Annotated in this window: 29 protein-coding genes and 1 tRNA gene; 24 read left to right on the forward strand and 6 right to left on the reverse strand. The window is 40.8% G+C overall.

What is annotated here, in order from left to right:
- The first annotated feature begins 1 nt into the window (after window position 1).
- The 20 genes from MHI60_RS12130 (at window position 2) to MHI60_RS12225 (ending at window position 15,934) form a co-directional block, all read left to right on the forward strand.
- Complete coding sequence (locus MHI60_RS12130) at window positions 2-445, forward strand: phage tail tube protein (RefSeq protein ID WP_024423257.1); 444 nt, start codon at window positions 2-4, stop codon at window positions 443-445.
- A gap of 526 nt (window positions 446-971) precedes the next feature.
- Window positions 972-1,412, forward strand: coding sequence for a phage portal protein (locus MHI60_RS12135; RefSeq protein WP_039180982.1), 441 nt, complete (start codon window positions 972-974; stop codon window positions 1,410-1,412).
- A 41-nt stretch (window positions 1,413-1,453) separates the two neighbouring features.
- Window positions 1,454-1,591 carry a hypothetical protein gene (locus MHI60_RS12140; protein WP_095410046.1) on the forward strand — a complete coding sequence of 46 codons (138 nt, stop codon included), beginning with the start codon at window positions 1,454-1,456 and terminating at the stop codon, window positions 1,589-1,591.
- Window positions 1,592-5,674: a transglycosylase SLT domain-containing protein gene (locus tag MHI60_RS12145; protein ID WP_144483330.1), complete on the forward strand. Its 4,083-nt coding sequence runs from the start codon at window positions 1,592-1,594 to the stop codon at window positions 5,672-5,674. It begins immediately after the preceding gene.
- Window positions 5,667-6,335 (forward strand): LysM peptidoglycan-binding domain-containing protein, encoded by a 669-nt coding sequence (locus MHI60_RS12150; protein ID WP_144483327.1) that lies wholly within the window; start codon window positions 5,667-5,669, stop codon window positions 6,333-6,335. The genes MHI60_RS12145 and MHI60_RS12150 overlap by 8 nt, the downstream gene beginning before the upstream one ends.
- Window positions 6,336-6,347: 12 nt before the next feature.
- Complete coding sequence (locus tag MHI60_RS12155) at window positions 6,348-7,358, forward strand: phage portal protein (RefSeq protein ID WP_144483324.1); 1,011 nt, start codon at window positions 6,348-6,350, stop codon at window positions 7,356-7,358.
- Window positions 7,355-7,621 (forward strand): DUF2577 family protein, encoded by a 267-nt coding sequence (locus MHI60_RS12160; RefSeq protein ID WP_075621936.1) that lies wholly within the window; start codon window positions 7,355-7,357, stop codon window positions 7,619-7,621. The genes MHI60_RS12155 and MHI60_RS12160 overlap by 4 nt, the downstream gene beginning before the upstream one ends.
- A gap of 14 nt (window positions 7,622-7,635) precedes the next feature.
- Window positions 7,636-8,058 (forward strand): DUF2634 domain-containing protein, encoded by a 423-nt coding sequence (locus MHI60_RS12165; RefSeq protein WP_144483321.1) that lies wholly within the window; start codon window positions 7,636-7,638, stop codon window positions 8,056-8,058.
- A complete protein-coding gene (locus MHI60_RS12170; protein WP_144483318.1) occupies window positions 8,051-9,100 on the forward strand; it encodes a baseplate J/gp47 family protein in 1,050 nt (349 codons plus the stop codon). Before MHI60_RS12165 ends, MHI60_RS12170 begins: the two co-directional genes overlap by 8 nt.
- Window positions 9,084-10,007, forward strand: a complete 924-nt coding sequence (locus MHI60_RS12175) for a YmfQ family protein (RefSeq protein ID WP_144483316.1) — start codon at window positions 9,084-9,086, stop codon at window positions 10,005-10,007. The genes MHI60_RS12170 and MHI60_RS12175 overlap by 17 nt, the downstream gene beginning before the upstream one ends.
- Window positions 10,008-10,018: 11 nt before the next feature.
- Window positions 10,019-10,402, forward strand: a complete 384-nt coding sequence (locus MHI60_RS12180) for a phage tail protein (protein ID WP_024423249.1) — start codon at window positions 10,019-10,021, stop codon at window positions 10,400-10,402.
- A 14-nt stretch (window positions 10,403-10,416) separates the two neighbouring features.
- The gene (locus MHI60_RS12185) at window positions 10,417-11,295 is read left to right on the forward strand and encodes a hypothetical protein (protein ID WP_144472323.1); all 879 of its coding nucleotides are present in this window, start codon (window positions 10,417-10,419) and stop codon (window positions 11,293-11,295) included.
- A 10-nt stretch (window positions 11,296-11,305) separates the two neighbouring features.
- Window positions 11,306-11,635, forward strand: a complete 330-nt coding sequence (locus MHI60_RS12190; protein ID WP_144472325.1) for an XkdW family protein — start codon at window positions 11,306-11,308, stop codon at window positions 11,633-11,635.
- Window positions 11,632-11,808 (forward strand): XkdX family protein, encoded by a 177-nt coding sequence (locus tag MHI60_RS12195; protein ID WP_095409408.1) that lies wholly within the window; start codon window positions 11,632-11,634, stop codon window positions 11,806-11,808. The genes MHI60_RS12190 and MHI60_RS12195 overlap by 4 nt, the downstream gene beginning before the upstream one ends.
- A 2-nt stretch (window positions 11,809-11,810) precedes the next feature.
- Window positions 11,811-13,016, forward strand: a complete 1,206-nt coding sequence (locus MHI60_RS12200) for a hypothetical protein (protein WP_095409407.1) — start codon at window positions 11,811-11,813, stop codon at window positions 13,014-13,016.
- An 87-nt stretch (window positions 13,017-13,103) separates the two neighbouring features.
- Window positions 13,104-14,189, forward strand: coding sequence for a pyocin knob domain-containing protein (locus MHI60_RS12205; protein WP_144483313.1), 1,086 nt, complete (start codon window positions 13,104-13,106; stop codon window positions 14,187-14,189).
- 134 nt (window positions 14,190-14,323) lie between these two features.
- A complete protein-coding gene (locus MHI60_RS12210) occupies window positions 14,324-14,536 on the forward strand; it encodes a BhlA/UviB family holin-like peptide (RefSeq protein ID WP_039180953.1) in 213 nt (70 codons plus the stop codon).
- Between the two features lie 12 nt (window positions 14,537-14,548).
- Window positions 14,549-14,812, forward strand: a complete 264-nt coding sequence (locus MHI60_RS12215) for a phage holin (protein ID WP_019743388.1) — start codon at window positions 14,549-14,551, stop codon at window positions 14,810-14,812.
- 19 nt (window positions 14,813-14,831) lie between these two features.
- Window positions 14,832-15,635, forward strand: coding sequence for an N-acetylmuramoyl-L-alanine amidase (locus MHI60_RS12220; RefSeq protein ID WP_144472327.1), 804 nt, complete (start codon window positions 14,832-14,834; stop codon window positions 15,633-15,635).
- Window positions 15,636-15,751: 116 nt separating this feature from the next.
- Window positions 15,752-15,934, forward strand: coding sequence for a hypothetical protein (locus tag MHI60_RS12225; RefSeq protein ID WP_095409403.1), 183 nt, complete (start codon window positions 15,752-15,754; stop codon window positions 15,932-15,934).
- 53 nt (window positions 15,935-15,987) lie between these two features.
- Here the strand turns inward: MHI60_RS12225 and MHI60_RS12230 are convergent.
- A tRNA-Ala gene (locus MHI60_RS12230) sits at window positions 15,988-16,060 on the reverse strand.
- Window positions 16,061-16,132: 72 nt separating this feature from the next.
- Complete coding sequence (locus MHI60_RS12235) at window positions 16,133-16,690, reverse strand: GbsR/MarR family transcriptional regulator (RefSeq protein WP_048237231.1); 558 nt, start codon at window positions 16,688-16,690, stop codon at window positions 16,133-16,135.
- 206 nt (window positions 16,691-16,896) lie between these two features.
- On the opposite strand from MHI60_RS12235, the gene betB reads away from it, so the two are divergent.
- Both betB and MHI60_RS12245 read left to right on the forward strand, forming a co-directional pair.
- Window positions 16,897-18,366, forward strand: a complete 1,470-nt coding sequence (gene betB, locus MHI60_RS12240) for a betaine-aldehyde dehydrogenase (protein WP_095409401.1) — start codon at window positions 16,897-16,899, stop codon at window positions 18,364-18,366.
- A 27-nt stretch (window positions 18,367-18,393) separates the two neighbouring features.
- Window positions 18,394-19,602 carry an iron-containing alcohol dehydrogenase gene (locus MHI60_RS12245; protein ID WP_144472330.1) on the forward strand — a complete coding sequence of 403 codons (1,209 nt, stop codon included), beginning with the start codon at window positions 18,394-18,396 and terminating at the stop codon, window positions 19,600-19,602.
- 39 nt (window positions 19,603-19,641) lie between these two features.
- Here MHI60_RS12245 and MHI60_RS12250 read toward each other — a convergent pair whose 3' ends face one another.
- Window positions 19,642-20,121, reverse strand: coding sequence for a DinB family protein (locus MHI60_RS12250; RefSeq protein WP_186318693.1), 480 nt, complete (start codon window positions 20,119-20,121; stop codon window positions 19,642-19,644).
- A gap of 207 nt (window positions 20,122-20,328) precedes the next feature.
- Here MHI60_RS12250 and MHI60_RS12255 point away from each other — a divergent pair, with 207 nt between their 5' ends.
- Together MHI60_RS12255 and MHI60_RS12260 are read left to right on the forward strand one after the other, a co-directional pair.
- The gene (locus tag MHI60_RS12255) at window positions 20,329-20,859 is read left to right on the forward strand and encodes a hypothetical protein (protein WP_144483310.1); all 531 of its coding nucleotides are present in this window, start codon (window positions 20,329-20,331) and stop codon (window positions 20,857-20,859) included.
- A gap of 11 nt (window positions 20,860-20,870) precedes the next feature.
- Window positions 20,871-22,418: a flotillin family protein gene (locus tag MHI60_RS12260; RefSeq protein WP_144483307.1), complete on the forward strand. Its 1,548-nt coding sequence runs from the start codon at window positions 20,871-20,873 to the stop codon at window positions 22,416-22,418.
- A gap of 30 nt (window positions 22,419-22,448) precedes the next feature.
- Here MHI60_RS12260 and ftsW read toward each other — a convergent pair whose 3' ends face one another.
- From ftsW to MHI60_RS12275, 3 genes are read right to left on the reverse strand one after another with little or no spacing between them, the layout of a single operon-like run.
- Window positions 22,449-23,591 (reverse strand): putative lipid II flippase FtsW, encoded by a 1,143-nt coding sequence (gene ftsW, locus MHI60_RS12265; RefSeq protein WP_186318694.1) that lies wholly within the window; start codon window positions 23,589-23,591, stop codon window positions 22,449-22,451.
- Window positions 23,588-24,742, reverse strand: coding sequence for a rod shape-determining protein RodA (gene rodA / locus MHI60_RS12270; protein WP_111292999.1), 1,155 nt, complete (start codon window positions 24,740-24,742; stop codon window positions 23,588-23,590). Before rodA ends, ftsW begins: the two co-directional genes overlap by 4 nt.
- Window positions 24,743-24,756: 14 nt before the next feature.
- Window positions 24,757-25,395: a DUF1232 domain-containing protein gene (locus tag MHI60_RS12275; RefSeq protein WP_111292998.1), complete on the reverse strand. Its 639-nt coding sequence runs from the start codon at window positions 25,393-25,395 to the stop codon at window positions 24,757-24,759.
- Window positions 25,396-25,499 lie beyond the last annotated feature (104 nt).

Below are 25,499 nucleotides of genomic sequence, written 5' to 3' on the forward strand. Positions count from 1 at the left end.
GATGGCTTTTAAAGCGCAAAATACAATTTCAGGTAAAGAAGGTCGTCTTTTCTTAGAAGGTGAGGAACTTGCATTTATCAAAACCTTCGAAGCAAACGTGGAAAAAAACAAATCAGAAGTCAACGTCATGGGCCGCCGAATGACTGGCCATAAAACAACGGGAGCAAACGGAACAGGAACGGCAACATTCTATAAAGTTACGTCTCGTTTCGTTCAATTAATGCTCAATTATGTGAAAAAAGGAGAAGATCCATATTTCACTCTTCAAGCTGTCATTGACGATAAATCATCAGGCCGTGGCACTGAGCGTGTGACATTATTTGATGTCAACTTTGATTCTGCTAAAATCGCTGGATTGGATGTTGATTCAGAGGCACTTGAAGAAGAAGTTCCTTTCACATTCGAGGACTTTGATCTGCCTGAAAAGCTGAAGAATACATTCTAAGAAAAGTGGAGGAAATTAGCTAATTAATTAGCTAAATAACAGCTGAATATGCTATAATGCAGTTGTAATACAACTGTCTTGAAAGCCGTCTTAATTTCGTCTGGTAACGTCTTGTATTCAATTCATTAAAATATGTTTACATGCAAAGCAATTTGCATAAAATAAAAAGAAGCCAGGATGCTCTAACATCCCGGCAATGTACAATGAGGCCCTTCAAGGGGCTGGCTTATCGAATAGGTTCTTTAGGTAGACTTCCCTTTAACCTTCCACAGCTCAAGGGGAGTCTATTTTTTGTCTATATACGTCAACAAAGTAAAGATAAACATCCCGAATAAAAGCATAAGGGAAATCGCTTCAAATGTTGACATACGCATCACCCCCTTCCTATCGGGGATGAGCCAGACGCCCTTGAGCAAGCCGTTCAATTGTACAATTTAAATTATACATGAAAAGATTGGAAAGCACATTCAAAAAATGGATGTGCTTTTTTGCATTCAAAAAAACATAACAAAGGGAGTTTTTAAACATGAGTGAAAAACAAACATTTGATCTTTCATTTTTTATGCCAGGACAAACAGTAGAAGCGGAAGAAGTCAAAGTACCGATTTCTAAGCGTTTTGTTGATAAAAAAGGGAATGTCATTCCTTTTGTCTTTAAAGCCATTACAACTGAACGTATTGATGAATTGGAAAAAGAAAACACAACCTTCAAAAATATCAAAGGCAGAGGACGTGTGAAAGACTTAGACAGCCAGCGCTTCTACGCACGTATTGCGATTGAATCGACGATTTACCCAGATTTCCGTTCAAAGGAATTAAGAGAAGCCTACAGCACACAAGATCCAGTTGAAGTAGCAAAACGGGTCCTGTCAGTCGGGGGTGAATATGCGAACTGGTTAAACAAAGCGATCGAAATCAACGGATTCGAAGATGAAATTGAAGATTTAGAAGAAGCAGCAAAAAACTAATAAAAGATGGGGATAAAGAAGCCGTGTTTTTATATTACGCGATGCACGAGCTTCACTACTCCCCATCTGAACTCCTAGATTTATATGAAGCACCAAGGCCATTCAAAGCATTCCTTTTCGGACTTATCAGCTACAAACTAGACATGTTAGAAAAAGAAGCAAAGAAAGGAGGTAAATAAATGGCGAAACTTACAGCGCGATTTGAATTAGAAGACCGGGTATCGAAAAAGCTATTACGCATTCAAAAACGGTTTCAAACGTTTGAGAAGCAGCTCAAACCATTTAGAAAACCGGTGAAAATAAGCCTAGAAATGGATGAAAAGAAGTTAAGAAATCTCACTTTATCGCTTCGGAAAATTTCAGTATTTTCCATGAGGCTGGATCAGGGAATCTATCGTGATCTAAAAGCATTGAACAATCAGTTAAATATGATTCCAAATCATCTGGTTATATCCATTCAAGCGAAGGGGCTGGATGTCATCAAATCCAGCATAAATCGTTTAAAACAAATGGGAACAACCCCCATTATGATGACGTTTAAACTGAACGATCAATTGTCGGGTAAAATATCATCAATCAAAAAATCAATCCTTCAGCTCATCAACAGAACATACTATATGAGATTAAACATGGTTGACCAAGCCACCGCCGCAATTCAACGAATCAAAAAGACACTCAAAAGCTTGACGATGTCCAAACACGAAATCAGAGTGTCAGTTCAAGACAATGCAAAAAGTAAGCTGAAAAAACGAGATCAGGCAGAGTCTGTTGTGAAAGAAAAGAAAGTAAAAAAGCAACCTAATGCAACAGCTGCTACAAAAACGAATGAAAACAAACAGAGTTGGTTGGGTGATTTTGGGAATAAGGCGCTTAAAGAAATTGAAAAATATGCAGGTGACGTTTCAGATAAATTGAAGGAAAAATTGAGTCCTAGAAACTTTTGGGATAATAATGCACTCCCTTGGATTGAAACGAAAATTGACGCATACAAGCAAGAAGTGATCGGACGAATTAGTGAGAAGATTAAAATCAATCCTGAGGAGTTTCTAGATAAATGGTTTAACAAAGGTTTAGATTTAATCCTTGGTCCGAAAAATCAATCAAGTGAAAACACCAGTAACTCTTCAGCTCAAAGTCAAACTACCGAAGCACCAACAAATCCAACTCCTAATACGCAGCCAAATAAACAAAAAGGAAAAGGTTTGTTTCGTAATAGCTGTTGCCCTTGTTGTGCTCGAGGTTTAAGCAGGCGTGGTTCTAATAGAACTAGAAATAGAAATGGTCGTGCACAAAGACAGCCCGCAAACCCTACCGCCACTGCGAGAGCTGAAAGAAACAGAAGACCTCCAGGTAGACTAGGAAAACTGAAAACAAATGTAGGTAAGATTTTTGAAAAAATCCCTAGTGGATTGAAGAAAACTACAGGTATAGTAGCCTCTGTTGCGGGACTTGCTGGACTGATGAAAGGTAGCGGAGGTTTAAGTGGTTTAGGCGATTCATTAAAAAATATAGGTCGAGGAAGTAGTAAGTTTTTAAAAAGAGTGCCTGTATTGGGGAACTTATTAAGTGCAACAGATTTAATTGGAACAACGAAAGAAAACGTTGGGGAAAAAGTAGGTGGTTTCACTGGAGGTCTTGCAGGAGGAGTTAGTGGGGCTGCAATTGGCCAAGCTCTAATTCCAATACCATTTGTAGGAGCTGCAATTGGTGGCGTTGCTGGAGGCATGGCTGGCACTTATGGTGGATCAAAATTAGGGGAGATATTTGATACTTCAAAACTTAAAGAGAACATTTCAAACACTTTATTTAATGGCGATTGGTGGAATGAAAAGTGGGGGAGTGTTAAAACTTCTGCAGAAACGTCTTTAGGGAACTTAAGTGAAAAATGGGAAGATATAAAAACTACAGCATCGAATACACTGTTCAATTCAGAATGGTGGGCAGAACAAGCTGGATACGTTACAGGAGTTTTAGAATCTACTGTCTTTAATGGCGAATGGTGGAGTGAAAAATGGGATGCTGTCAAGGACTGGACTCAAGAAAAGTGGGATAGTGCCGTCGAAATATGGGATTCTATTAAGGGGAAACTTAGTGAGACCGTTTTTAACGGAGATTGGTGGGGAGAGAAGTGGGATAATGTAAAGGAATGGACCAAAGAAAAATGGGATGGTGCAGTCGAAATATGGGATTCTATTAAGAATAAACTTAGTGAGACTGTTTTTAACGGAGATTGGTGGGGAGAGAAGTGGGATAATGTAAAAAAATGGACCAGAGAAAAATGGGATGGCGCAGTCGACATATGGAATTCAATTAAAGGGAAAATTCGTGAAACGGTCTTTAACAAAGATTGGTGGGGGGAGAAGTGGGATAACGTAAAAAGTTGGTCAAAAAATAAATGGGAACAATCAAAAACAATTTGGTCAACTGCAAAAGCAACTATTTCTTCAACTCTATTTAATAAAGACTGGTGGTCAAGTAAGTGGAGTGATGTTCAATCTTGGGGTAAAAATATTTTAGGAGATTCATGGGATTTACTCAAAAGTGAAGGCGCAAAACTCGTTGGCAGGCATATTGTGAAATTTGAAAAAGGTCGAGAAAACGGGAAAAAAGATTTTAAACCTGGTAAAAAAGCCACAGGCGGTTATATCACCCAGCCAACCTTATCATGGGTCGGTGAAGCTGGGAACGAATTTGTTATTCCAACTCAAAATAACCGAGGGCGCGGAAAAATGCTGCTTGCTCAGGCTGCTTCTCATCTTGGAATGTCTGTTATGCCAAGCGGAGCAGCTGGAAATCAAGTATCAAGCTCTCCAGCTCCTACAGCTGTAGCTGCATCAACTTCTGTCGGTTCAATAGACGGATCGGTCTCGATGACTGGGGACATTCAAGCCTCCGGCATTGGCGAGCAATTTAATAAAGATTTTGAACAAGGGTTAAACCGTAAAGTGATCTCTCTTGATCAATGGAAACAAAAGAATATTCAGCAGCCTTTTAGTCAATTGACATCAGACTCAGGAAAGTATGGTCAACAAACGGTTTCTGCCTTTGCAAATGGTCAGCAGATGACACCAACAGGAACAGATAGCTTCTTACAAAGTCGTGTAAAAGCACCATACCAACAAGTGATGACGGCATCACTAACTTGGGGTTCTGGGACGGTTAGTGGTTTTGCGACAGGGCAAAATGCCACATCAGTTGGTACTAGCCAATACGTAGATCAGCACATCAAACAACCATTCCTGCAAGCAAAACAAGAATCACCAGGCTGGGGTTCTGGAATGATTGACGCCTTTAACAGCGGTATGCGTTCCAAAGGAAGCGAAGTCACGCAAGCAGCCAAAGAAATGGCGAAGAAAGTAGAGCAGGCGTTTAGAGAGGAATTAGACATTCATTCCCCTTCACGCGTCATGATGAGTCTTGGGAAATTTGCATCGATCGGTGTCGTCAAAGGGCTTGACTCAGTTGATGTGAAAAAATTTGCTGAAAATCAGGCTGGTTCATTAATCGGTGCCTTCAGCGGTATGGGAGCTTCAGGTCTTAGTGTTCAGCAATGGCTCATGGCAGCTCTCATGGCAACTGGCACATCTATGAACTGGCTTCCAGGTCTGATGACCATCGCGCAGCATGAATCAAATGGAAATCCAAGAGCAATCAACTTATGGGATTCCAACGCCAAAAAGGGAACACCTTCTAAAGGCTTAATGCAAACCATTGGAACGACGTTTAACGCCAATAAAGGCAAGGGTATGAATGACATTTGGAACCCAATTCATAATGCCGTAGCAGCCATTAACTACATTAAGGGCAGATATGGAACAGTCTTCAACACGCCGGGATTACGAAGTATGAGAAGAGGCGGCCCTTATAAAGGCTATGCAAATGGCGGTTTGATTACTCAAGAGCAGGTTGCAAGAGTCGGTGAAGGAAATAAACGCGAATGGATTATTCCTGAAGAAAGAGGCATTCGCGGAAGGTATTTATTGACGCAGGCAGCCAAGGCACTTGGGATGCAAGTATATGATCCATCAAATGCATCTGCTCCTTTACCAGAAGCACAGATGCAGCAAGTCACCTCAGCTCAGACTACTGGCAGTACAACATCGTCAGGTAATAAACAGATTACGATTCAGTTCAATGGAGATCAGCATTTCCATAATGGACAAGATCAGCAATCGCTTGTCGAAAAAATTAGACAAATGCTTGTAGATGAACTAGAAGTAGAGCTTCATACAGGAACGAAGGGGGTCGTGATCGATGGGTAAATCAGTGTATCAATTGTGGATTTCCCAAGGAAAGGACAAGTTGCGATTCCCTGTCCTTCCATCCGAACTCGAAATCACAAATAACGTACAAAATGAAACAGTGAAGGTCGCCTCTTTTGGAGAACTGACGTTTATTGACGTACCATCGGCGAAACAAGTATCATTCACCTCATTATTTCCTAAGAAATATTCGCCGATTGCTGAATATAAAAGCATTCCATCACCAGAGAATGCGATCGCGAAAATTGAACGAATGATGCGTTCAAAGAAGTCTGTACGACTGATTGTAACGGGAACAAAAATCAATATGACGTGCAGCATTGAAAGTTTTACCCATAAAGAAGGTTCATATGATATTGGCGATCGTGAATTTACGATCCAGTTAAAGGAATATAAAACCGCATCGCCTAGGAAAATCAAACGAAAGAAAAAAGCAAAACAAACGAAAAAGAAAAGGCCTTCAAAAACACCACCAAAAATGTACACCGTCAAAAAAGGGGATACGCTATGGGCCATTTCTGGCAGGTTTTATGGCGACAGTACAAAATGGCGGCGTATTTGGAATGCCAATAAATTAGCGATGATTAAACGTAGCAGGCGCAATATTAAGCAGCCGGGGCATTGGATTTTCCCTGGACAAAGGTTAAAAATACCACAATAGGGGGGGCTGGCATTGATTGAGCTTTTTGCCATCAGAAGCGGCACCATGTATGAGCTTGTCACAGAGAGTGTGACACTTCAGGGGCAAAGGTATCAAGCCCCTCGCTCTATTCAGGCCAATATAATCACAAAGCAAGGCAGTCAAACATATTACCGTGTCTCAGAAGGGGACACGGTTCTTTTTAAATGGAAAGGAAAAGAGCTGTTCAGGGGCATCGTTTTTTCCCGGACGCCGGTTGAAGGAAAGCTGACCTTTACTGCATATGATATGCTTCAATATTTGGTGAAAAACCAAGATGTTTATGTTTTTTCAAATCAAAGAGCAGATCAAATCTTAAGGCGGATTGGGACTGACTTTCAGATTCCAATGACCTCCATCGCCAATACAGGACATGTCATAAAATCACTAGTCTTTAAAAATGACACGAGCTTGTATGACATGATATTGAAAGCATTGAAAGAAACGAAGCGGCAAACGGGGAGAAACTATCAAATCTATTCTACTAAAGGCAAGATGGGGCTGAGAGCCTGGCCTGATCCAGAGGACGTATGGGTCATTGAATCAGGCGTTAATCTCATCAGCTATCAATACAGCACCTCGATTGAAGAGACAGCCACTCGTGTCAAAATGCGTACGTCTGCTGATGAACAGGGGAAGAATAAGAAAAAAGGCAGTAAATCCGAGATTGTGGTGATCGAACAGGATAAAGCTGGTCAGAATAAATACGGTATTTTACAGCATGTTGAAACAGTCACGGGGCAAATCAATCAGCCGCAGCTGCAAAAAAGAGCCAAAGTACGGCTGGCAGAGAAAAAAGGCGTCAAACAAGAAGTCAAAAGCATCCAAGCGCTAGGAATTCCTGAGCTGCAAAGCGGTCTCCCAATCTATTTGAAAATTCCTGAAATCAACGTAAAAAAAACTTACTGGATCGATCAAGACAAACATGAATTCAGTGGGGTGAAACACACCATGACCATTGATGTTGTTGAGAAAAATTCTATGCCAAAGGGTGATCAAGCGTGAGATTAAGTGAAGCGATTAAACGATTGGCAGTGAATGCAGTAGACGCAGCCTCTCCAATTGATCTTGTCATTGGAGAAGTCACGGCGGTTTCCCCTCTGAGCATCCGATTAAATGAAAATCATAAACTGATTATTCCAGAAGAATTACTGATTTGGCCGAAGCGTTTAAATAAGGGTGAGGATGATGAGCTAAAAAGAGGAGACAGTATTATGGTGCTTGCGATGGCAGGAGGGCAGTCCTTTTACATCATCGACAAATTGTAAGGGAGGTGATGAACGTGGCACTTTCACCAGAGGAAGAAATCGAGGAAACAGAAGAAGAGGAAGAGGTCGAAACCTCCACGACGTATCGAATAGATTTTGAAACCGGCAGACTGACTGGCGAAACCATTTCAGGTATTGAGGCAATCCGGCAATTCATTTATATGACACTTAGGACAGAGCGTTATGCACATCCTATCTACAGCCACGACATTGGCACTGAAATTCAGGAGCTGTTGACGGATACTGAAGCCACGGATGAATACAAAGAAATGGAGATTCCAAGGCTGCTAGAGGAAGCACTGCTCGTTGACGAGCGGATTGATCATATTGAAGAGTTAGAGGTCACAAAGCAAAATGACTCGTTTCATGTCAAACTAGCGATTGTCACAGATGAGGGCACATTAGAAATAGAGGAGGTGATGGAGGGCGATGTTTGAGGAACAGACGTACGAAGCATTAATGGAAAGAATGTTGGACAGACTGCCAGATGATATAGATAAAAGAGAAAACAGTGTGATTTGGAATGCCTTGGCACCTGCTGCCGCTGAACTGGCCCAGTCCTATATTTGGCTTGATCAAGTGTTTGAGCTGGTCTTTGCAGATACAGCACAAGGAGAGTTTCTAGATCGGCGGGCTGCTGAAGTAGGAATTGAAAGAAAACCAGCAACTAAAGCGGTATGGTCAGCGGCCATTCAGCCAGAAAATATCAATATTCCAGCTGGCTCACGTTTTTTTATTGAAGACGTTTATTTCCAATATTCAAAGGATGCCATGCTAGAATGCGAGACACCTGGTAAAGCCGGCAATGTTCAATTAACAGATCAGCCGCTGCTGTCACTTGATACAATTCCAGGACTTGAATCGATTACGATGAAAGAACTGGTCATACCAGGTCAAGAAGAGGAAGATGATGCTTCATTATACGATCGATATTTAATACGTGCGAGGCGAGAGGCTGTCAGTGCCAACAGGGCGCATTATAAAAAATGGGCTGAGGAAGTGACCGGTGTTGGCAGAGCGAAAGTGTTCCCGCTTTGGAACGGAGAAGGGACAGTCAAAATTGTCATTACAGATGGCAATCTAGATGTTGCATCAGACCTTCTTGTCAAAAGGGTACAGGAATATATCGACCCAGTGCCAGGTGAAGGAGAAGGACAAGCGCCTATAGGCTCAAAAGCAACCGTTGAAAGCGCCAAATGGCTGGATATCGACATAGAAGTAGCTGTCGAACTTCAAATGGACTGGACCCTTGAAGGAGCTCAGAAAGAAATAGAAGAAAAGGTCAAGACGCTATTGAAATCAATCGCATTTGAAAAGAGTACCATTCGAATGTCCGCCTTAAATGATATTCTGTACCATTCAGAAAGTGTGTCAGATTATGCAGATGTGCTATTGAATGGAGAGTCGAAAAACTTAGTATTGCAGGATATTGAGATTCCGCGTCTTAGGCAGGTGAAGGTTATTGAGCAAACAGGATGAAATGAAAAACTACTTGCCGCCATATTTTACAGAGATTTATGAAGTGGATCATCTACTCAAGACAGAGGCACCGGAATTTGAGGAATTGGACGAATCCATTTTCGACTTAACGGATCAGTTGTTTCCTGTAACTGCGACATGGGGATTAAACAGATGGGAAAGAATGCTGAAGGTGCAGCGGGAATCAGATGATTCAATTGAACTGCGCAGGGCACGCTTACTCAATATGATGTCAAATATTCCGCCAATCACGTATCTTTCATTAGAGAAATCAGTCAATCGCTTTCTCAAGAATCCAAGTGCTGTCATCCGTCTTACAACCAATCGCTATCATTTCGCCTTACGTGTGAACCTAGATGATCTGCAAAACACGAGATATATTGTAGAAATTCTTGAAACGCTAAAACCTGCACATTTGGCTTATACGTTCACGGCTTTTCATCATACTGATGTACATGAAAAAAATGAACATCACGGGAGGCTCACACTGCGAAGCAGGGTGGGTTTTTTCGATCATATCCCGATTTTACTCAATGGTGAATTTGTCTTAAATGGTACGTTCTATCTCAGCGGAACACGAGGTACAACGGATGTGCCTGCTCGTTTTCGGCATTCATTAAATATGAGAATGCGGCTTCAACATCAGTCAGACACAGCATATCGCATGAACTATGTCATGACTGGAGCGGTACATGAAACGAAGCAAGGAGCGGCATTAACTTTACGCACAAAAAATCAGCTCCAGCATCAAACCAAGAAGAAGATGACGTTCCGTATGCCAGTACATGTCCAAACTGAGCAGGATGGAAGCCTACTGATCAAAGATCATTACTGGATTCTCGATGGATCTGTTCCGCTGGACGGATCAAAAATGCTAGCAGCAACTTCTAAAAAAATAGAGTTATAAGGAGGATCACAATGGCTGATCAATTAACCGTAACAACACTTTATGCGCGTCAACAAATGGCAAAAGCAAGAGCAGAAGGAACAAAACTCACAAAAGTCGTCAAAATGGCATTTGGAAATGGGGGAACGAAGGATGGAAAACCGATCTCACTGGACGGCACTGAACAAAAACTCAAAAAAGAACTAGTCCAAAAAAATATTGATTCGTTTACCTTCATGGAACCAGCAAAAATCCGCTACACCTGCACGATCGCCGAAGGAGAACTGGCAGGAGAAGTGATCAACGAACTAGCACTTGTCGACGAAGACGGCAAATTCACCGCCATCCGCACCATGACAGACAAACAAAAAGACGGCGACATCGAATTTGTTTTTGAGATTGATGATATTTATTAATGGAGGGAAATGAAGTGGAGATAAAATCACCTTTACCGTTTGAAACCACTGACAAAGCCCATGCCAACTTGTTTAATCGGATGGTCGACACACTTGTGGAAAATGACAAAGCGCTGAGTAAACAAATTGCAGGAATCACAAATGAAAGCTTCTTCAAACTAACAGGGGATCAAGCCATTCAAGATGCAACAGTCAGCGGCGAGGAATATCCAATAGGTATTACATTCATGGATATTGGTCAAGCCAATGATACAGGATACCCTACAAGATACGGCTTTGTGAAAAATGAAAAATATAGTAACTATCGATTTGTTCAATATTATTATGGGACTGGAAACGAAGCAGGCAGCTATTTTGATAGCACAGGTACGTGGTGCCGTCATTGGTGGACTGGTTCGGGTTGGACCGACTGGCATAAACTCTCTGGGTTCTGTCATGCCAATATAGGTACAACTGGGAAGCAGTTATTAACCAAGGGAGAGTATCAAAAAGTCCTTTTTAATCGAAAGATAAAAGACAGTCATAACAATTTTGATATCAAAAATAATCGCTTCATCTGCCCTGAAAACGGAATGTATTCAGTGAATGCAGGTGTGTATATTGAAAGCTTTCAACGATATGCAAACTTTGAATTATCGATCTATTTAAATGGAAAAAGATATAAAAATATTTCACATCAAAGACAAAGTCCGACAAGTCCATCTGATACGTTGAGTTTTAGTATGGGACTTTATGGTTCTGCCAATGTACCGGCAAATAAAGGGGATTATTTAGAAATTTACATGTATGTAGGATATGACGGAGACGTTAGTCGTTATATATCAGATAACTCAGGCTGGTACAACTATTTTGACATTACAGAAGTAGGCGGCCGAAATTTCCCGCGAGTATAGGAGGGTTTTGATGATTTTATATGAAGCCATTAAATATAAATATCCCAATGCGGACCCGCAAAAGGATTTTGAACTAAGAAATGACGGTGCTGGTTCGTATATAGATGAATGGTATCTTGATGTGCCCAAACCAACAGAAGAAGAATTGAAAAAATGGTGGGAGGAATCACAAACCAATCCAAGGTATCAACCACCGCTCCCGCTAGATTATCTAGCGCAAGAAGTAGCAAAAGAAAAGCTGATGAGAAAACAGCTTGAACATCAATGTGATCTTCTATCAAACGAACTAAAAGCGCTAAAAAATGACATCCTTTTCATTAAAGGAGAGAGTGAAACATGAATTATTGGGTAATGGCATTATATTTCCAATGGGTAACACCTGAATTGGTCAAACAAGCAGTTGAACTAGGTGATTGCTCGATGGAAGATCTAAATGCAGGATACGAGCAAAGGATGCTCACTTTAGAGCAGCTGAAAGAAATAGAACCAAGCATAGATTTGAAAGGAGAATGATCATGGAGATTAAGACACCACGCACTTTTAAAACAACTGATAAAGCCCATGCTGATCTATTTAATGACATGGTTGAGGCCTTTCTTGACAATGATGTGGGTCTATTAGAGGCAATCAATCAACATATGAAAGATATAAAACCACATGCATCTGAAGCGGAAAAGAAAAAATGGAACGATTCTCAGAGCTATAAAATTACAGCAGATAATGGAAGTCAGTTAATTAATGTGCCAGCAGATGCTAGGATTTTTGATGCGATAAAAGGGAAAGGAACGTGTACTTTTTATGCAGCTTCTGGAGTCGAAGATTCCCCAGTAAATATATCATTGAGAGGATTACAGACAGTAGGTGAAGATAACATTGGTACTGGCTTTGCTGTAGATATTGCTGGTAATGCTTATAGTTTTTACTATAATGCTGCACATACTGCTATTAACTGGACAAAGCTCCCATCAAATGCTGAAAGAAACAAATGGAATGATGGACAATTATCTAAGATTACCTCAGATAATGGAGGGGTGATTCTATCTGTTTCTGATGGTGAAGATTTACTTGAAAAGGTTGTTTCTTTAGGCCCGAAGCATGGTACATTTTATGCCACAGGTAAAGTATTAAACAGCCCAACAACAAGATCGTGTCGTGGAATGTATCATTTTACTTCTCAAGATAGTAATGGAAAAGGGACATTTGGATGGGTCATAGCAATAGATTATAACAATTACATGTATACAAACTATCTTGATTTAAATTTGGGGTGGCAAGGCTGGAAACGTGTTTTAACAAATGAGGATATGGATAATACTTCTTTTGTTGATACGTATGATCTCGATAATTCTTCTGTATCAGCCGTTGAAAACGTTCCAACAAAACTGAATTTTGGTGATACAAGATCAGACGACCTAGGAGAGTATAATCGTTCGCGCGCTGAAATTACACTGAAAAACAATGGTCTGTATTTAATTAGGCTTTATCTTAATAGCAATAACATTCCTGTTGGATCAGATAGCATTTTATCATGTTATGTGAATGGTACAGAATTTCAACGATTAGGTAATTGGAATCCTGTTATCTCATCAAGTATATGTGTATTGTACCTTCAACAAAAGTTTAAAGCAGGAGATAAATTAACATTTTATATTACACCCAAAAACACTGGGAGAACCATTACGGTAAATAGAGCTTATGTTACCTTGTCACAGCTAAGATAAGGATATTTGAAAAGAAAGTGGGTGAGCAAATTGGAAGTAGAAGTCGTTCAAAACTTGATATAAAAATTGTAGAAAGGAGAGAACACATTGGATATAAAAACTCCTCGTTCTTTTGAAACGAGTGACAAAGCTCATGCTGATCTATTCAACGATATGTTGAAAATACTAATTCATAACGACACTGGTATATCAGAACAATTAACTAATCATATCAATGATTCGAGACAGCACTCTTCAGAACTAGAAAAAAAGAAATGGAATGAGTCGCAGCTGTATAAAATTACAGGAGATAATGGAGTACAACTATTAAATATTCCTGTCGGCTCAAAAATCTTTGACTCAATTAAAGACAAAGGGACATGTACATTTTATGCGCCCAGTGGAATAGAGGATAGCCCTTCACAATTTGCCATTAGAGGGATACAGACAGTGGGGCAGAATAACATTGGAACAGGTTTTGCGATAGATACATCAGGCAATGCATATTACTTCTACTATAATTCTAGCCATCTATCTATCACTTGGACTCAGATTCCGACAGCAGCTGAAAAAGATAAATGGAACAATGGGCAGCTGTATAAATTGACTCAAAACAATGGTAGGCCTATTTATAAAGGGGTAAGTGAAACCACCGATTATAACGAGATGACAGAAACAGGAATGTATCTCATTTATAATGCTGGTTTAAATGGTCCAAAAGAGATCAAAAGGGCATTTATGATCGTGATAAGTTATGGGAATACCCTATTACAAACTATATATGATGCAGTCAATGGTCTGAACTCTTTTTATAGAATTAGGAAGACTGACTATACATGGACTGAATGGGAAAGGCAGCTCACGTCTTCAGATTTAAATGCTGCTTGGTATAATGTAAATCTCAATAGTAATATAAACCAATATTCAGTCAACCCATTGGAATATTCTGTCAGACAAAATATTTTATATTTGAGAGGATCATTTGAAATAGTTTCGGCTAGTGAAACAGAAATTGCACGTTTAACGTATAAACCTTCCTCTTTAAGCGTTTTCACTTGTGCGACGGTTGGTTCATACGGATTTGCAAGGATGTCTTTATCTAAAGAGGGTAGTCTAAAATTTGATGGATTAATTGCAAACGATCCTTCAAAGGTAACCCGTATTGAAATTAACGAGGAAATTCCACTATGGTAGTCATCATATGATGAAACTACTAAAGTTTTTTTGTGTTGTTAATATGGATCTCGGCAGACGACTATCAAGATATAACTGGAGAAATATACGAAGCCTAATGGCTTTATTTTTTTGCCGGAAAGAAGGTGATTCCAATGGAAGTAGATGTCATTCAAAACTTAATGACACAAGGCCCATTTGCTGTTCTCTTTTGCTGGATTCTGTTTTATGTTCTCAACACAACAAAAGAACGAGAAAACAAACTCAATGCACAAATCGAGGCGCAAAATGATGTGTTAGCAAAGTTTAGTGAAAAGTATGACGTCGTGATCGACAAGCTCGACAAAATTGAACGGAATTTAAAATAGGAGGTAAATATCATGAAAACATTCGACAAAGGCACTGTGATTCGCACAGTGCTTCTTTTTATTGCTTTGATCAATCAAACGCTTGTCATGTTTGGACAGACGGTGCTGCCGATTAGTGAGGAGCAAGTACAAACCGCAGGTGAGGCGCTATATGTGGCAGGTTCTACAATTTTCACTATGGTTACAGCGGTAATAGCTTGGTTTAAAAACAATTATGTCACCTACAAAGGTCAATTACAAAAAGATGCTCTGAAACAAAGAGGGCTAACAAAATAATACTTGAAGGAGAAACAACATGGTGAAAATCATTCAAGCATTCATCCCAAAACAACATCGCAACAGACCAGGAAACACGATGAAGCCGCTCTATATTACGGTGCATAATACGTCAAACAGTGCAAAAGGTGCCAATGCGGCCAGTCATGCAGCGTTTGTTGCACGTTCGAGTACCGGGGTCAGCTGGCATTACACCGTTGATGATCAGGTGATTTATCAGCATTTACCGTTAAACGAAAACGGCTGGCACGCAGGGGATGGCAGAGGCACTGGCAATATGAAATCAATTGGTATTGAAATTTGTGAAAATGCAGACGGTAACTTTGAACAAGCAGTCGAAAATGCCCAATGGCTCATTCGCAAGCTGATAGGAGATTTCGGAATTCCTTTATCAAATGTAGTGCCTCATAAACATTGGAGCGGGAAAGAGTGCCCAAGGAAACTTCTCGGACGGTGGGATCAGTTTAAAGCTGGCATAGCCACAGCGCATACCGGCAGCAAAAGTACAAGAAAACCAGTTCAAGCAGAAAGCTTGAGCCACAAAACACCCGTTTCCAAACAGAAATCGTCAAATCTGCCATCTGGCATTTTAAAAGTCACCAAGCCCTTAACAAAAGGCCCTCAAGTCACAGCCGTGCAAAAAGCCTTATCTTCCCTCTATTTTTACCCAGACAAAGGGGCAAAAAACAACGGGATTGACGGCTATTATGGACCGAAAACGGCAAATGCGGTCAAGCGGTTCCAGCTCATGAATGGATTAACAGCAGACGGAATTTACGGACCGAAGACAAAAAACAAAATCGAACAATTACAGAAGAAATAATGATCTATAAAAAGAGCTATCAGCAAGTGAGGAAATGCTTCCTTGCTGATAGCTAACAAAAAATGACATCATGTGTGATATAATCAACCAAATCACTATCATGAGAGGAGAGAAAAATGAAAAAAGAACTGTTCCAGATCATCATGCTTTCAGTGCTGCTCATCTATTTCATTTATCACGGAATGACGAGCGATTTCCCTGTGTCCTACACAATCATTCTCATCCTAACTTATCTTTCTGTGATTACATACCACATCATAAAGTTATTAAGAAAAAACAAAGAACAAACAGAATTGTAAGAGATATGTACATAAAAAAACCATCCTTGATTTCTCAAGAATGGTTTTTCGTATGGAGCATAGCGGGATCGAACCGCTGACCTCTACGCTGCCAGCGTAGCGCTCTCCCAGCTGAGCTAATGCCCCGAGGTATGACGACATAATTTATTATAATCAATCCTCCTGTGAAATTCAAGCTGTAAAACGTAAACACATCGTCTATTTTTCTTTCTGTTCAATCGGAATATAGTCAAAAATTTCACCAGAATGAACAGAATGGGCTAGTCGTCTCAGCCAGTCATAATAGGCTTTTGAGCTTTCAAGCTGCTCAATTAGCTGCTGCGCTTCCTCTCTTACATGCTCCTCCAGCTGATCATCATGCGCTACCTCTTGAAGCCGCTCTTGTGCTTCTTCAATTGCCGCTAAATTGACCTCGACCTCACGTTCCCATTTTTGCGGAAAGAAGTTCGTGAAAAACTTAAAAAAGTCTTTTTCCGCAACAAAGCTGTGTTTTCTTCGGCCCCGGTGAAACGTCTTTTTGACAATATTCATGTCTTGCAGCTTTTTCACACCCGTACTCATACTCGGCTTACTCATTTGCAGCTCTTCACGCATTTCATCCAGTGTCATTTCCTCATTTAAATACATCGTCCCATATAGAATACCTGCACTTCGTGTAATGCCATAGAGATCCATCGTTTCAGCTATGGAATCAATGACTAGATCTTTAGCAGCTAAAATACGATCTTCTGCTTGCGGCTGTTCCTGCTTTTTCATCTTGTCCCTGCTTTCTATTAAGAGAATTCAATCCGTTCAAAAAAATCTTTATGGACTATATGTTAACGGAAGAATACAAAATGTCAAAATAAATGAAGCATATCTCCCTTTGACAGAAAAATTTGAACATGTTAAGTTAATTATGTTCAAAACGTTAAATTTTTATTTAACAAACTTACCGAAAAGAATCAGAGGAGGTTCCTTCTATGAGTCAAACACTATTTATAGACGGACAATGGGTTGGCGCTAAAAGTACCGACACACGGGATATCATCAATCCGTTCAATCAAGAAGTGATCGCGACAGTCAGCGAAGGATCTAGAAATGACGCGCAGCTAGCCATTAAAGCAGCAAGAAAAGCCTTTGATCAAGGGGACTGGGCAAACATGCCTGGACTTGAAAGAGGAAATATTGTGTTTAAGATAGCTGAATTGATTAGACGTGATCTTGATGAACTAGCCAAATTGGAATCGCTTGATACAGGCAAAACATTAGAGGAAAGCAAAGCAGATATGGACGATATTGCGAACGTGTTCCAATATTACGCAGGTCTGGCTGATAAAGATGGCGGGGAAATCATTGCATCACCAATTCCAAACTCGAAAAGTGAATTAGTCAGAGAGCCTGTCGGTGTATGCGGACAAATCACTCCTTGGAACTATCCATTGCTTCAAGCAAGCTGGAAAATCGCTCCTGCTCTTGCGGCGGGAAATACAATCGTTCTAAAGCCAAGTGAAATCACACCACTCACCACAATAAAAGTATTTAAACTCATGGAAGAAGCGGGCGTTCCAGCAGGTGTTGCAAACCTAGTGCTTGGACCTGGGGCAACGGTTGGAGATGAGCTTGCTGTGAATGATCAAGTAGATCTGATTTCATTTACAGGCGGTATTGAAACAGGTAAGAAAATTATGCAGGGAGCCAGCGGGAATGTGAAAAAAATAGCCCTTGAGCTTGGCGGAAAGAATCCGAATATTGTGTTTCAAGATGCTGATTTAGACGTAGCGGTTGACCAGGCGATGAATGCTGTGTTTTTCCATGCAGGGCAAGTGTGTTCAGCAGGTTCACGTTTGCTGGTGGAAGAATCTATTCATGATGAATTTTTAGAAGAACTGGTGAAGCGTACGAAAAAAATCAAGCTAGGCAACGGCTTTGATGAAGACACCCAGAGCGGGCCGCTTATCTCAGCTGAGCATCGAGAAAAAGTAGAAAAATACGTCAGCATCGGTTTAGAAGAAGGCGCTAAGTTAGAGACAGGCGGAAAAAGACCTGACGCAGAGGAGCTGCAAAATGGGTTCTTCTACTTGCCGACCATTTTCTCAGGCTGCACGTCAGATATGCGGATTGTACAGGAAGAAGTCTTTGGACCCGTCCTGACAGTCGAATCCTTCCGTACAGAGGAAGAAGTCATCAAGCTCGCAAATGATACGATTTATGGTTTAGCAGGAGCTGTGTGGTCTTCTGATATCAGCAAGGCCGAAAGAGTGGCTCGACAATTAAGATTGGGCACGGTTTGGATCAATGACTTCCATCCTTATTTCGCTCAAGCGCCTTGGGGTGGCTACAAGCAATCAGGCATTGGGCGCGAATTAGGACGCACGGGACTTGAAGAATATACCGAGCTGAAGCATTTATATCGAAATACAAAACCTGAAGCAGTTCATTGGTTTAAATAAAAATTACGCATTTGGAGGAGATTCTATATGACACTAAATATGAAAATTGAAAGCATGCAGAAATTCCATACATTTGAAATTCCAACTGTCATCAAACACGGCATTGGTGCAGTGAAACATGTTGGGGAAGAAGTGAAAGCATACGGCGTTTCAAAGGTATTGCTTGTAACAGATCCTGGTATTTATCAAGCCGGCGTGGTGGACCCAGTAATTGCTTCATTAAAAGAAGCGCAAATCGATGTCGTTCTATTTAATAAAGTAGAGCCAAATCCGCCAGTCCGTCTAGTGAACGAAGGATCTGCTTTATATGAAAAAGAAGGTTGTAATGGATTAGTCGCAGTAGGCGGCGGTAGTTCAATGGATACAGCAAAGGCAATCGGAGTAGAGGCAACTCATGAAGGCTCAGTCCTTGATTACGAAGCGGCAGAGGGGAAAAAACCGCTTGAAAATAGAATCCCGCCTTTAACTACTATTCCGACAACAGCTGGTACGGGTTCTGAGGTAACGCAGTGGGCGGTCATTACTGATGAAGAAAGAGAATTCAAATTCAATACTGGTGGACCTCTCATTGCAGCTCATCTTACAGTGATTGACCCAGAGCTTCATGTATCCATGCCGCCTCATGTGACAGCAATGACTGGAATCGACGCACTTGCTCACGCTATTGAATGCTATACGATGAAATTTGCTCAGCCTATTACAGATGCGGTAGCGCTCATGGCGATTGAATATGCTGCTCATTATATTCGCCGTGCCTTTGCCGATGGCGAGGACTTAGAAGCCAGATATGGAATGGCACAAGCTGCGATGCTTGCCGGGCTTTCTTATGGAAGCGAATCAGCAGGAGCTGCACATGCGATGAGTCAAACACTCGGAGGCATTATTCCTGTAGCGCACGGTCAGTGTGTTGCAGCGATGATGGGACCAGTGATGGAGTATAACTGGAAAGGGTATCCGGAAAAATTCGCTCGAATTGCGCAAGCGTTTGGTATTGATACAAGCAGAATGTCAACAGAGGAAGCAGCCAAAGCAGCTGTGAATTGGATGTATGATTTAGTAGAAGATTTAGAAGTTCCTTCATTAGAAGAACAAGGTGTATCAAAAGATATGATTGATCGTTTATCTAAAGAAGCGATGAAAGATCCGCAAACAGTTGGAAACCCAAGAGATTTAAACGAAAAAGCGTACAACTGGATTTATGCTCGCTGCTTTGAGTTAACACCTAAAACGGTATAATAATGAAAAAAGGCTCCCATAAGGGAGTCTTTTTTATGTCTATAGTTGCTCTTTAATTTCTTTGATTTGATGAATATGGCGTTTTTCGTGTGCGCCAATAAAATCAAGATATTGCTTGAGGGAAAGCTCTTCAAACACAGGGTGTGCAATGACGCGTTTGAAATCTTCCTCAGTAAATGTTGATAAAATTTGATTGAGCTTCTCACGTGCTGTATCAAGCTCATCCTTTAAATGTGTAGGTGTCACATGCTTGCGCTCAGGCGCAACAATACTAGGCGCAGTGGCTTTTTTTGAACGATCCTCTGCCATTTCCACTGGCTTTGGTTCATATTCTTTGATCGGCGCTTTTTTTCCCTCAGCAGCTAGATGTTTGGCTGCAACTAGGTCCATTTTCTTTAAATGATCTGTTACTTCTTGAATACTCCAAGTATCATCAGATAATTTTTGATTCAATTGTTCTTCACTCAAACCTTGCAGCTCGTGCCACAATTCTTGTCTTGCATCATGTAATAAACTCATTTTCTTCATCACCTCAAGATCAAATTTTAACATAATGGTACATGACAATCATTCTTGAACTATCCGAAAATCCCTTTGAAGAATTGTGATGAAATATGAAACCTTTACAAAAGTGGTTCGTATTACCTGTTAGAAGGAATACATTGGAGGTGAGTGTGGTCTAAATGAAACAAAAGCTGTTCATTTCATGAAGAAAGGGTGAGGAAGATGGATGTGTTCGGGCTGCCTCTTCAGACGCTGTATTTATACATATTAATGATATCAGGAATCCTGACACTTGTTTTCGTCTTTTTCGGCGATGTATTTGATGGATTGTTTGAAGCGATCCCTGTTCCATTCCTTCAACCAACATTGATCCTCGCATTTCTTACCTTTTTCTCGGCTGGAGGGTTTATCTCTGAAAAAATAGCAATTGTAGGAAGTGGACTTGGCGCAGTATTATCTGCCATCCTCGCAGTGATCCTTGTGACTTGTTTGAATGTATTTGTACTAGTCCCGCTTTCCTCTGCTGAAGAATCTCTCTCTTATACGGAGGCCGATTTAAAAGGAAGAACTGGGGAGATCATTGTATCTGTTCCAAAAGACGGGTTTGGAGAAGTGCTGTTAATCAGTAATAGCGGGAAAATCTCAAAGCCAGCTGTCAGTTTCGACCAAGAGGAGATTCCATATGGAACCCGTGTGCTAGTTGTCGAAGTGAATAAAGGCGTCTTATCTGTTATACCAAATGAAGAAATCTAGGAGGGAATGCTATGCCAGGAACAACGATTTTAGTGATCATTGGAATTGTGCTTGTGATTCTTATTGCACTTATTGGTGTATTTGTTTCTAAATACCGGACAGCAGGTCCAGATGAAGCGTTAATCGTCACAGGAAGTTACCTAGGAAGTAAAAATGTCCACGTGGATGAAGGTGGAAACAAGATTAAGATTGTGAGAGGCGGCGGTACCTTTGTACTTCCAGTCTTTCAACAAGCAGAGCCGCTCAGCTTACTATCTAGCAAGCTAGATGTTTCAACGCCTGAAGTTTATACCGAACAAGGTGTACCAGTCATGGCGGATGGAACGGCCATCATTAAAATTGGCGGATCGATTGAAGAAATCGCGACTGCTGCAGAGCAATTTTTAGGGAAAACAAAAGAAGACCGCGAAAACGAAGCGAGAGAAGTATTAGAAGGCCACCTTCGTTCAATCTTAGGATCAATGACAGTTGAAGAGATTTATAAAAACAGAGAGAAATTTTCTCAAGAAGTACAACGTGTCGCTTCTCAAGATTTAGCGAAAATGGGTCTTGTCATTGTATCATTTACGATTAAAGATGTTCGTGATAAAAATGGCTATTTAGAATCGCTAGGTAAACCAAGAATTGCCCAAGTAAAACGTGATGCAGATATTGCAACAGCTGAAGCAGATAAAGAAACACGTATCAAACGTGCCGAAGCAGACAAAGATGCGAAGAAATCTGAGCTTGAGCGTGCTACTGAAATCGCTGAAGCAGAAAAGATTAATGAGCTGAAAAGAGCAGAATTCAGACGTGAACAGGATACAGCGAAAGCAAGTGCTGACCAAGCGTACGATCTAGAAACAGCTCGTAACCGCCAGCACGTAACTGAACAAGAAATGCAAGTCAAAATCATTGAGCGTCAGAAACAAATTGAATTAGAAGAAAAAGAGATTCAGCGTCGTGAACGTCAATACGATTCTGAAGTGAAAAAGAAAGCGGATGCGGACCGTTATGCTGTTGAGCAGTCGGCTGCGGCGGAAAAAGCGAAACGCCTCGCTGAAGCAGATGCGAAGAAATACAGCATTGAAGCAATGGCAAAAGCAGAAGCTGAGAAAGTCCGTATTGATGGACTTGCCAAAGCGGAAGCTGATCGTGCAAAAGGGGAAACAGAAGCAGAAGTCATTAGACTTAAAGGACTTGCGGAAGCGGAAGCAAAAGAGAAAATTGCGGAAGCATTCGAACAGTATGGTCAGGCAGCGATTCTTGATATGATTGTGAAAATGTTACCTGAATATGCGAAGCAAGTATCTGCACCACTTTCTAACATTGATAAAATTACTGTTGTGGATACGGGAGGTAACGGCGAAGGCAGCGGTGCCAATAAAGTGACCGGCTATGCGACAAACCTTATGTCCAGTCTTCAAGAAAGTCTGAAAGCTTCCTCCGGGATTGATGTCAAAGAAATTATTGAGAATTTCTCTGGCAAAGGCAATGTGAAACAGAGCATCCAAGAACTGACCAATGAAATCAAACAGCCAAGAAAAAAAGAAATCGCTGATCATCAAATAGAAGAATAAAATCAAAAGACACCTTCTGATAGAAGGTGTCTATTTTATTTGGGGCATATGCCGGTGTCTTTTGATAGATGAAGAAAGATTCACAAGAATGCCTGCTGATATCATCATGAACACCAATGAAGACCCGCCGTAGCTAATAAAGGGAAGAGGTATGCCTGTAATGGGGAGAAGCCCGAAGACAGCTCCTAGATTAAAGACTGCTTGGATCATGATTTGAAAAGTAAGCCCGATCGTTAATAGCTTTCCAAATGGATCTTGTAAAGCTTGTACGATTCGAACAGCGCGATACATGATGAGAATGTAGGCACCCATCACAAACAACAGCCCCATGATTCCTAGCTCTTCACTGATGATGGCCATAATAAAATCTGTATGGGCTTCAGGAAGAAACCCTAGTTTTTGAATGCTTCCGCCTAAACCATTCCCGGTCAGTCCTCCTGAATCCATGGCGAGATAGGAATGGATCAGCTGATAACCATCTCCATCCTCATACAGGAAAGGATCACGAAAAGAAGTGAGCCGCTTTAAACGATAAGGAGCTGTCACAGCAAAAAAAGTGATTCCTGCCGCAGCCGTCGAACCTAATAGAACGAGATGGCGTGTTTTAAGCCCAGCGCACAATAACACGATACCGCAGCTCAATAAAATAGAAACTGCCGTGCCTAAATCAGGCTGTTTTAAAATCAATAAAAAAGCTAGACTTAAAAGAATAAGTGGAGGCAGTACTCCTTTTTTAAATGATGTGATGTAAGCTTGTTTCCTTGCATATATATAGGCGAAGTAGATGATCATCACTAATTTCACAGCCTCAGAGGGCTGGATGATCAGAGAACCAAATTGAATCCACCGCTGTGAATTGTTTTTGACAACTCCGATTCCTGGAAGCAGGACAAGGAAGAGACATAACAATGACAGCATAACAAGCCACCGAATCCATTTACGGTAAGCTTGATATGGAACCAGAGCCGCAGCGATGAAAAAGAAGAACCCAATCAAAAGCCATTGCCATTGTTTCATGAAGAAGTAGCTGCCCTGTCCATATTTTATTTCGCCCAACGGATAACTCGCACTGTACACCATAAGTAATCCAAATAAACAAAGACAAACAATCGTCCCAGCAAGCATGAGGTCGATTTTTTTTAGGTGAGAAAGAATCAATGACATCACCTTCAATCCCAGCTTCGTCCAAACATGTAGGATGAGGACCTCAGATTGACACTAAACACAAGGCCAACGGCCATCATATTGGTTAAAAGCGCACTGCCCCCATAGCTGATAAATGGAAGGGCAAGACCAGTCACGGGCATTAGGCCTACTGTCATCCCGACGTTTTGGAAGACTTGAAAGACGATCAGCCCAACCACGCCAGCACATATATAAAGCCCATAAAGGGTATTCGCATGCATAGCCACATGAATTATTCGATAGACCATCATAAGATATAAACAGATCAATAGCGAGGCACCGATAAAACCAAACTCTTCACCAATAACTGCAAATATAAAATCTGTATGGGCTTCAGGGATATTTCCCCCTTGTACTTGATTTCCTTTTGTATACCCGCTGCCTGATAATTGTCCTGACCCAATGCCAAGCATCGCTTGTTTCAGTTGATATCCATATGTCGAATCAAATTCATCAGGAGAGAGCCATCCATAAATGCGATCAAGCTGATGAGGTTTAATCACTTTTGTAAAGTGCTCAAAATGTTCGTTGTGCAAGTAAGTCAAAAATGCAAGAAGCGCGAGAAAAGAAGCGATGAATGCAGCAATCATCTTACTTGAAATTCCTGACACAAGCATCAGTGTAAAAGCAATAGACAAGATCACAAGTGCCGTTCCTAAATCTGGTTGAATTAAAATCAGGAAAAAAGGAACAGCGGTCCAGCATACGATTTTTATTGTGGGAACCATGCTTTCTTTAAATGTAAAACGCTGATGTTTGTATCGATTTAAAATAGCCGCTAACAGAAGAATGACAAAAATTTTCATAAATTCTGATGGCTGTACTTTCATGGGCCCCAAACTGATCCATCTCTGGGAGCCATTTTGATTCGTTCCAAAAAAATGTACGAGAATGATGAGGAAGAGACCACCTGCAAATAATCGAAAAGATAAACGCTCAAGCAGTTCATAATCAAAGTAAGCAACTGCCGCCATGAGGCCAAAACCGACGATATACCAGAAAACTTGTCTTTTGACGAAATAAAACATATCTTGCGTTTCATACTGTCCCGATCCGCTATACACAGCCAGCAGGCTGATCACAAAGAAGCAAATGACAGTGAATAATAGGACTAAGTCAATGCTGTTCTGTTTTTTCATGTCTCTGCCACCTGCTATGACCTATTTGTCAGCTGGTTTAATACGACCTGCACCGCAGCAGCGTCATCAATATAGCCGATCGGAAAAATATAATCTGGTATTAAATCAACGGGCATAATGAAGTAAAGTAATGCGCCTCCCATCAACATCAATTCGCGAGAAGTACCCCGTCCGCTCATGAATGAGCTGTACATGCTTTTCAATTGATCAAGAAATGGCCCAACGCCGTTTATCGTGTCCATCTTTTTTTCAAACTTTGCTGAGATTGTTTCTTTTCCATCGTCTGATTGACTATAGGTCTCATATTCATTTAACTTCTGTTTCAATTCATTCTCGCTGAACGTCCCGTCATAGACATTATGATCTTTCAGCGTTCGCTCAATCTCTTCTACTGCTTGAATGAACGTATCACCGTGAACTTTCTCGTTTTTAATTGAAAACCCAGCCGTGACCAATAGATGATCTAAAGAAATGTGTAGAGCATCTGAAAGCCGTTGTAAATGGTTCAAAGTTGGTTTTCTTTTTCCATTCATGATTCTAGAAAGTGTGGCTTTATCAATTTCTGTTTGCGTACTAAGTTCTCTTAATGAAAGAGAACGTATTTGCAGTTGTTCTTTTAAGAACTGCCGAAGCTCAGTTGTTTTAAATTCCATCTCTTTCTTCACCCTTTTTATAAAGTTCAACTCTTCAATAGAAGAAGTCGTACCCAATATATAGGGGTGTTGACAAAATGTCAACGGATATCCATTAAAGATTG

Origin of the sequence: Bacillus sp. FSL K6-3200 (assembly GCF_038630485.1) — a bacterium.
Lineage (GTDB): Bacteria > Bacillota > Bacilli > Bacillales > Bacillaceae > Bacillus > Bacillus safensis.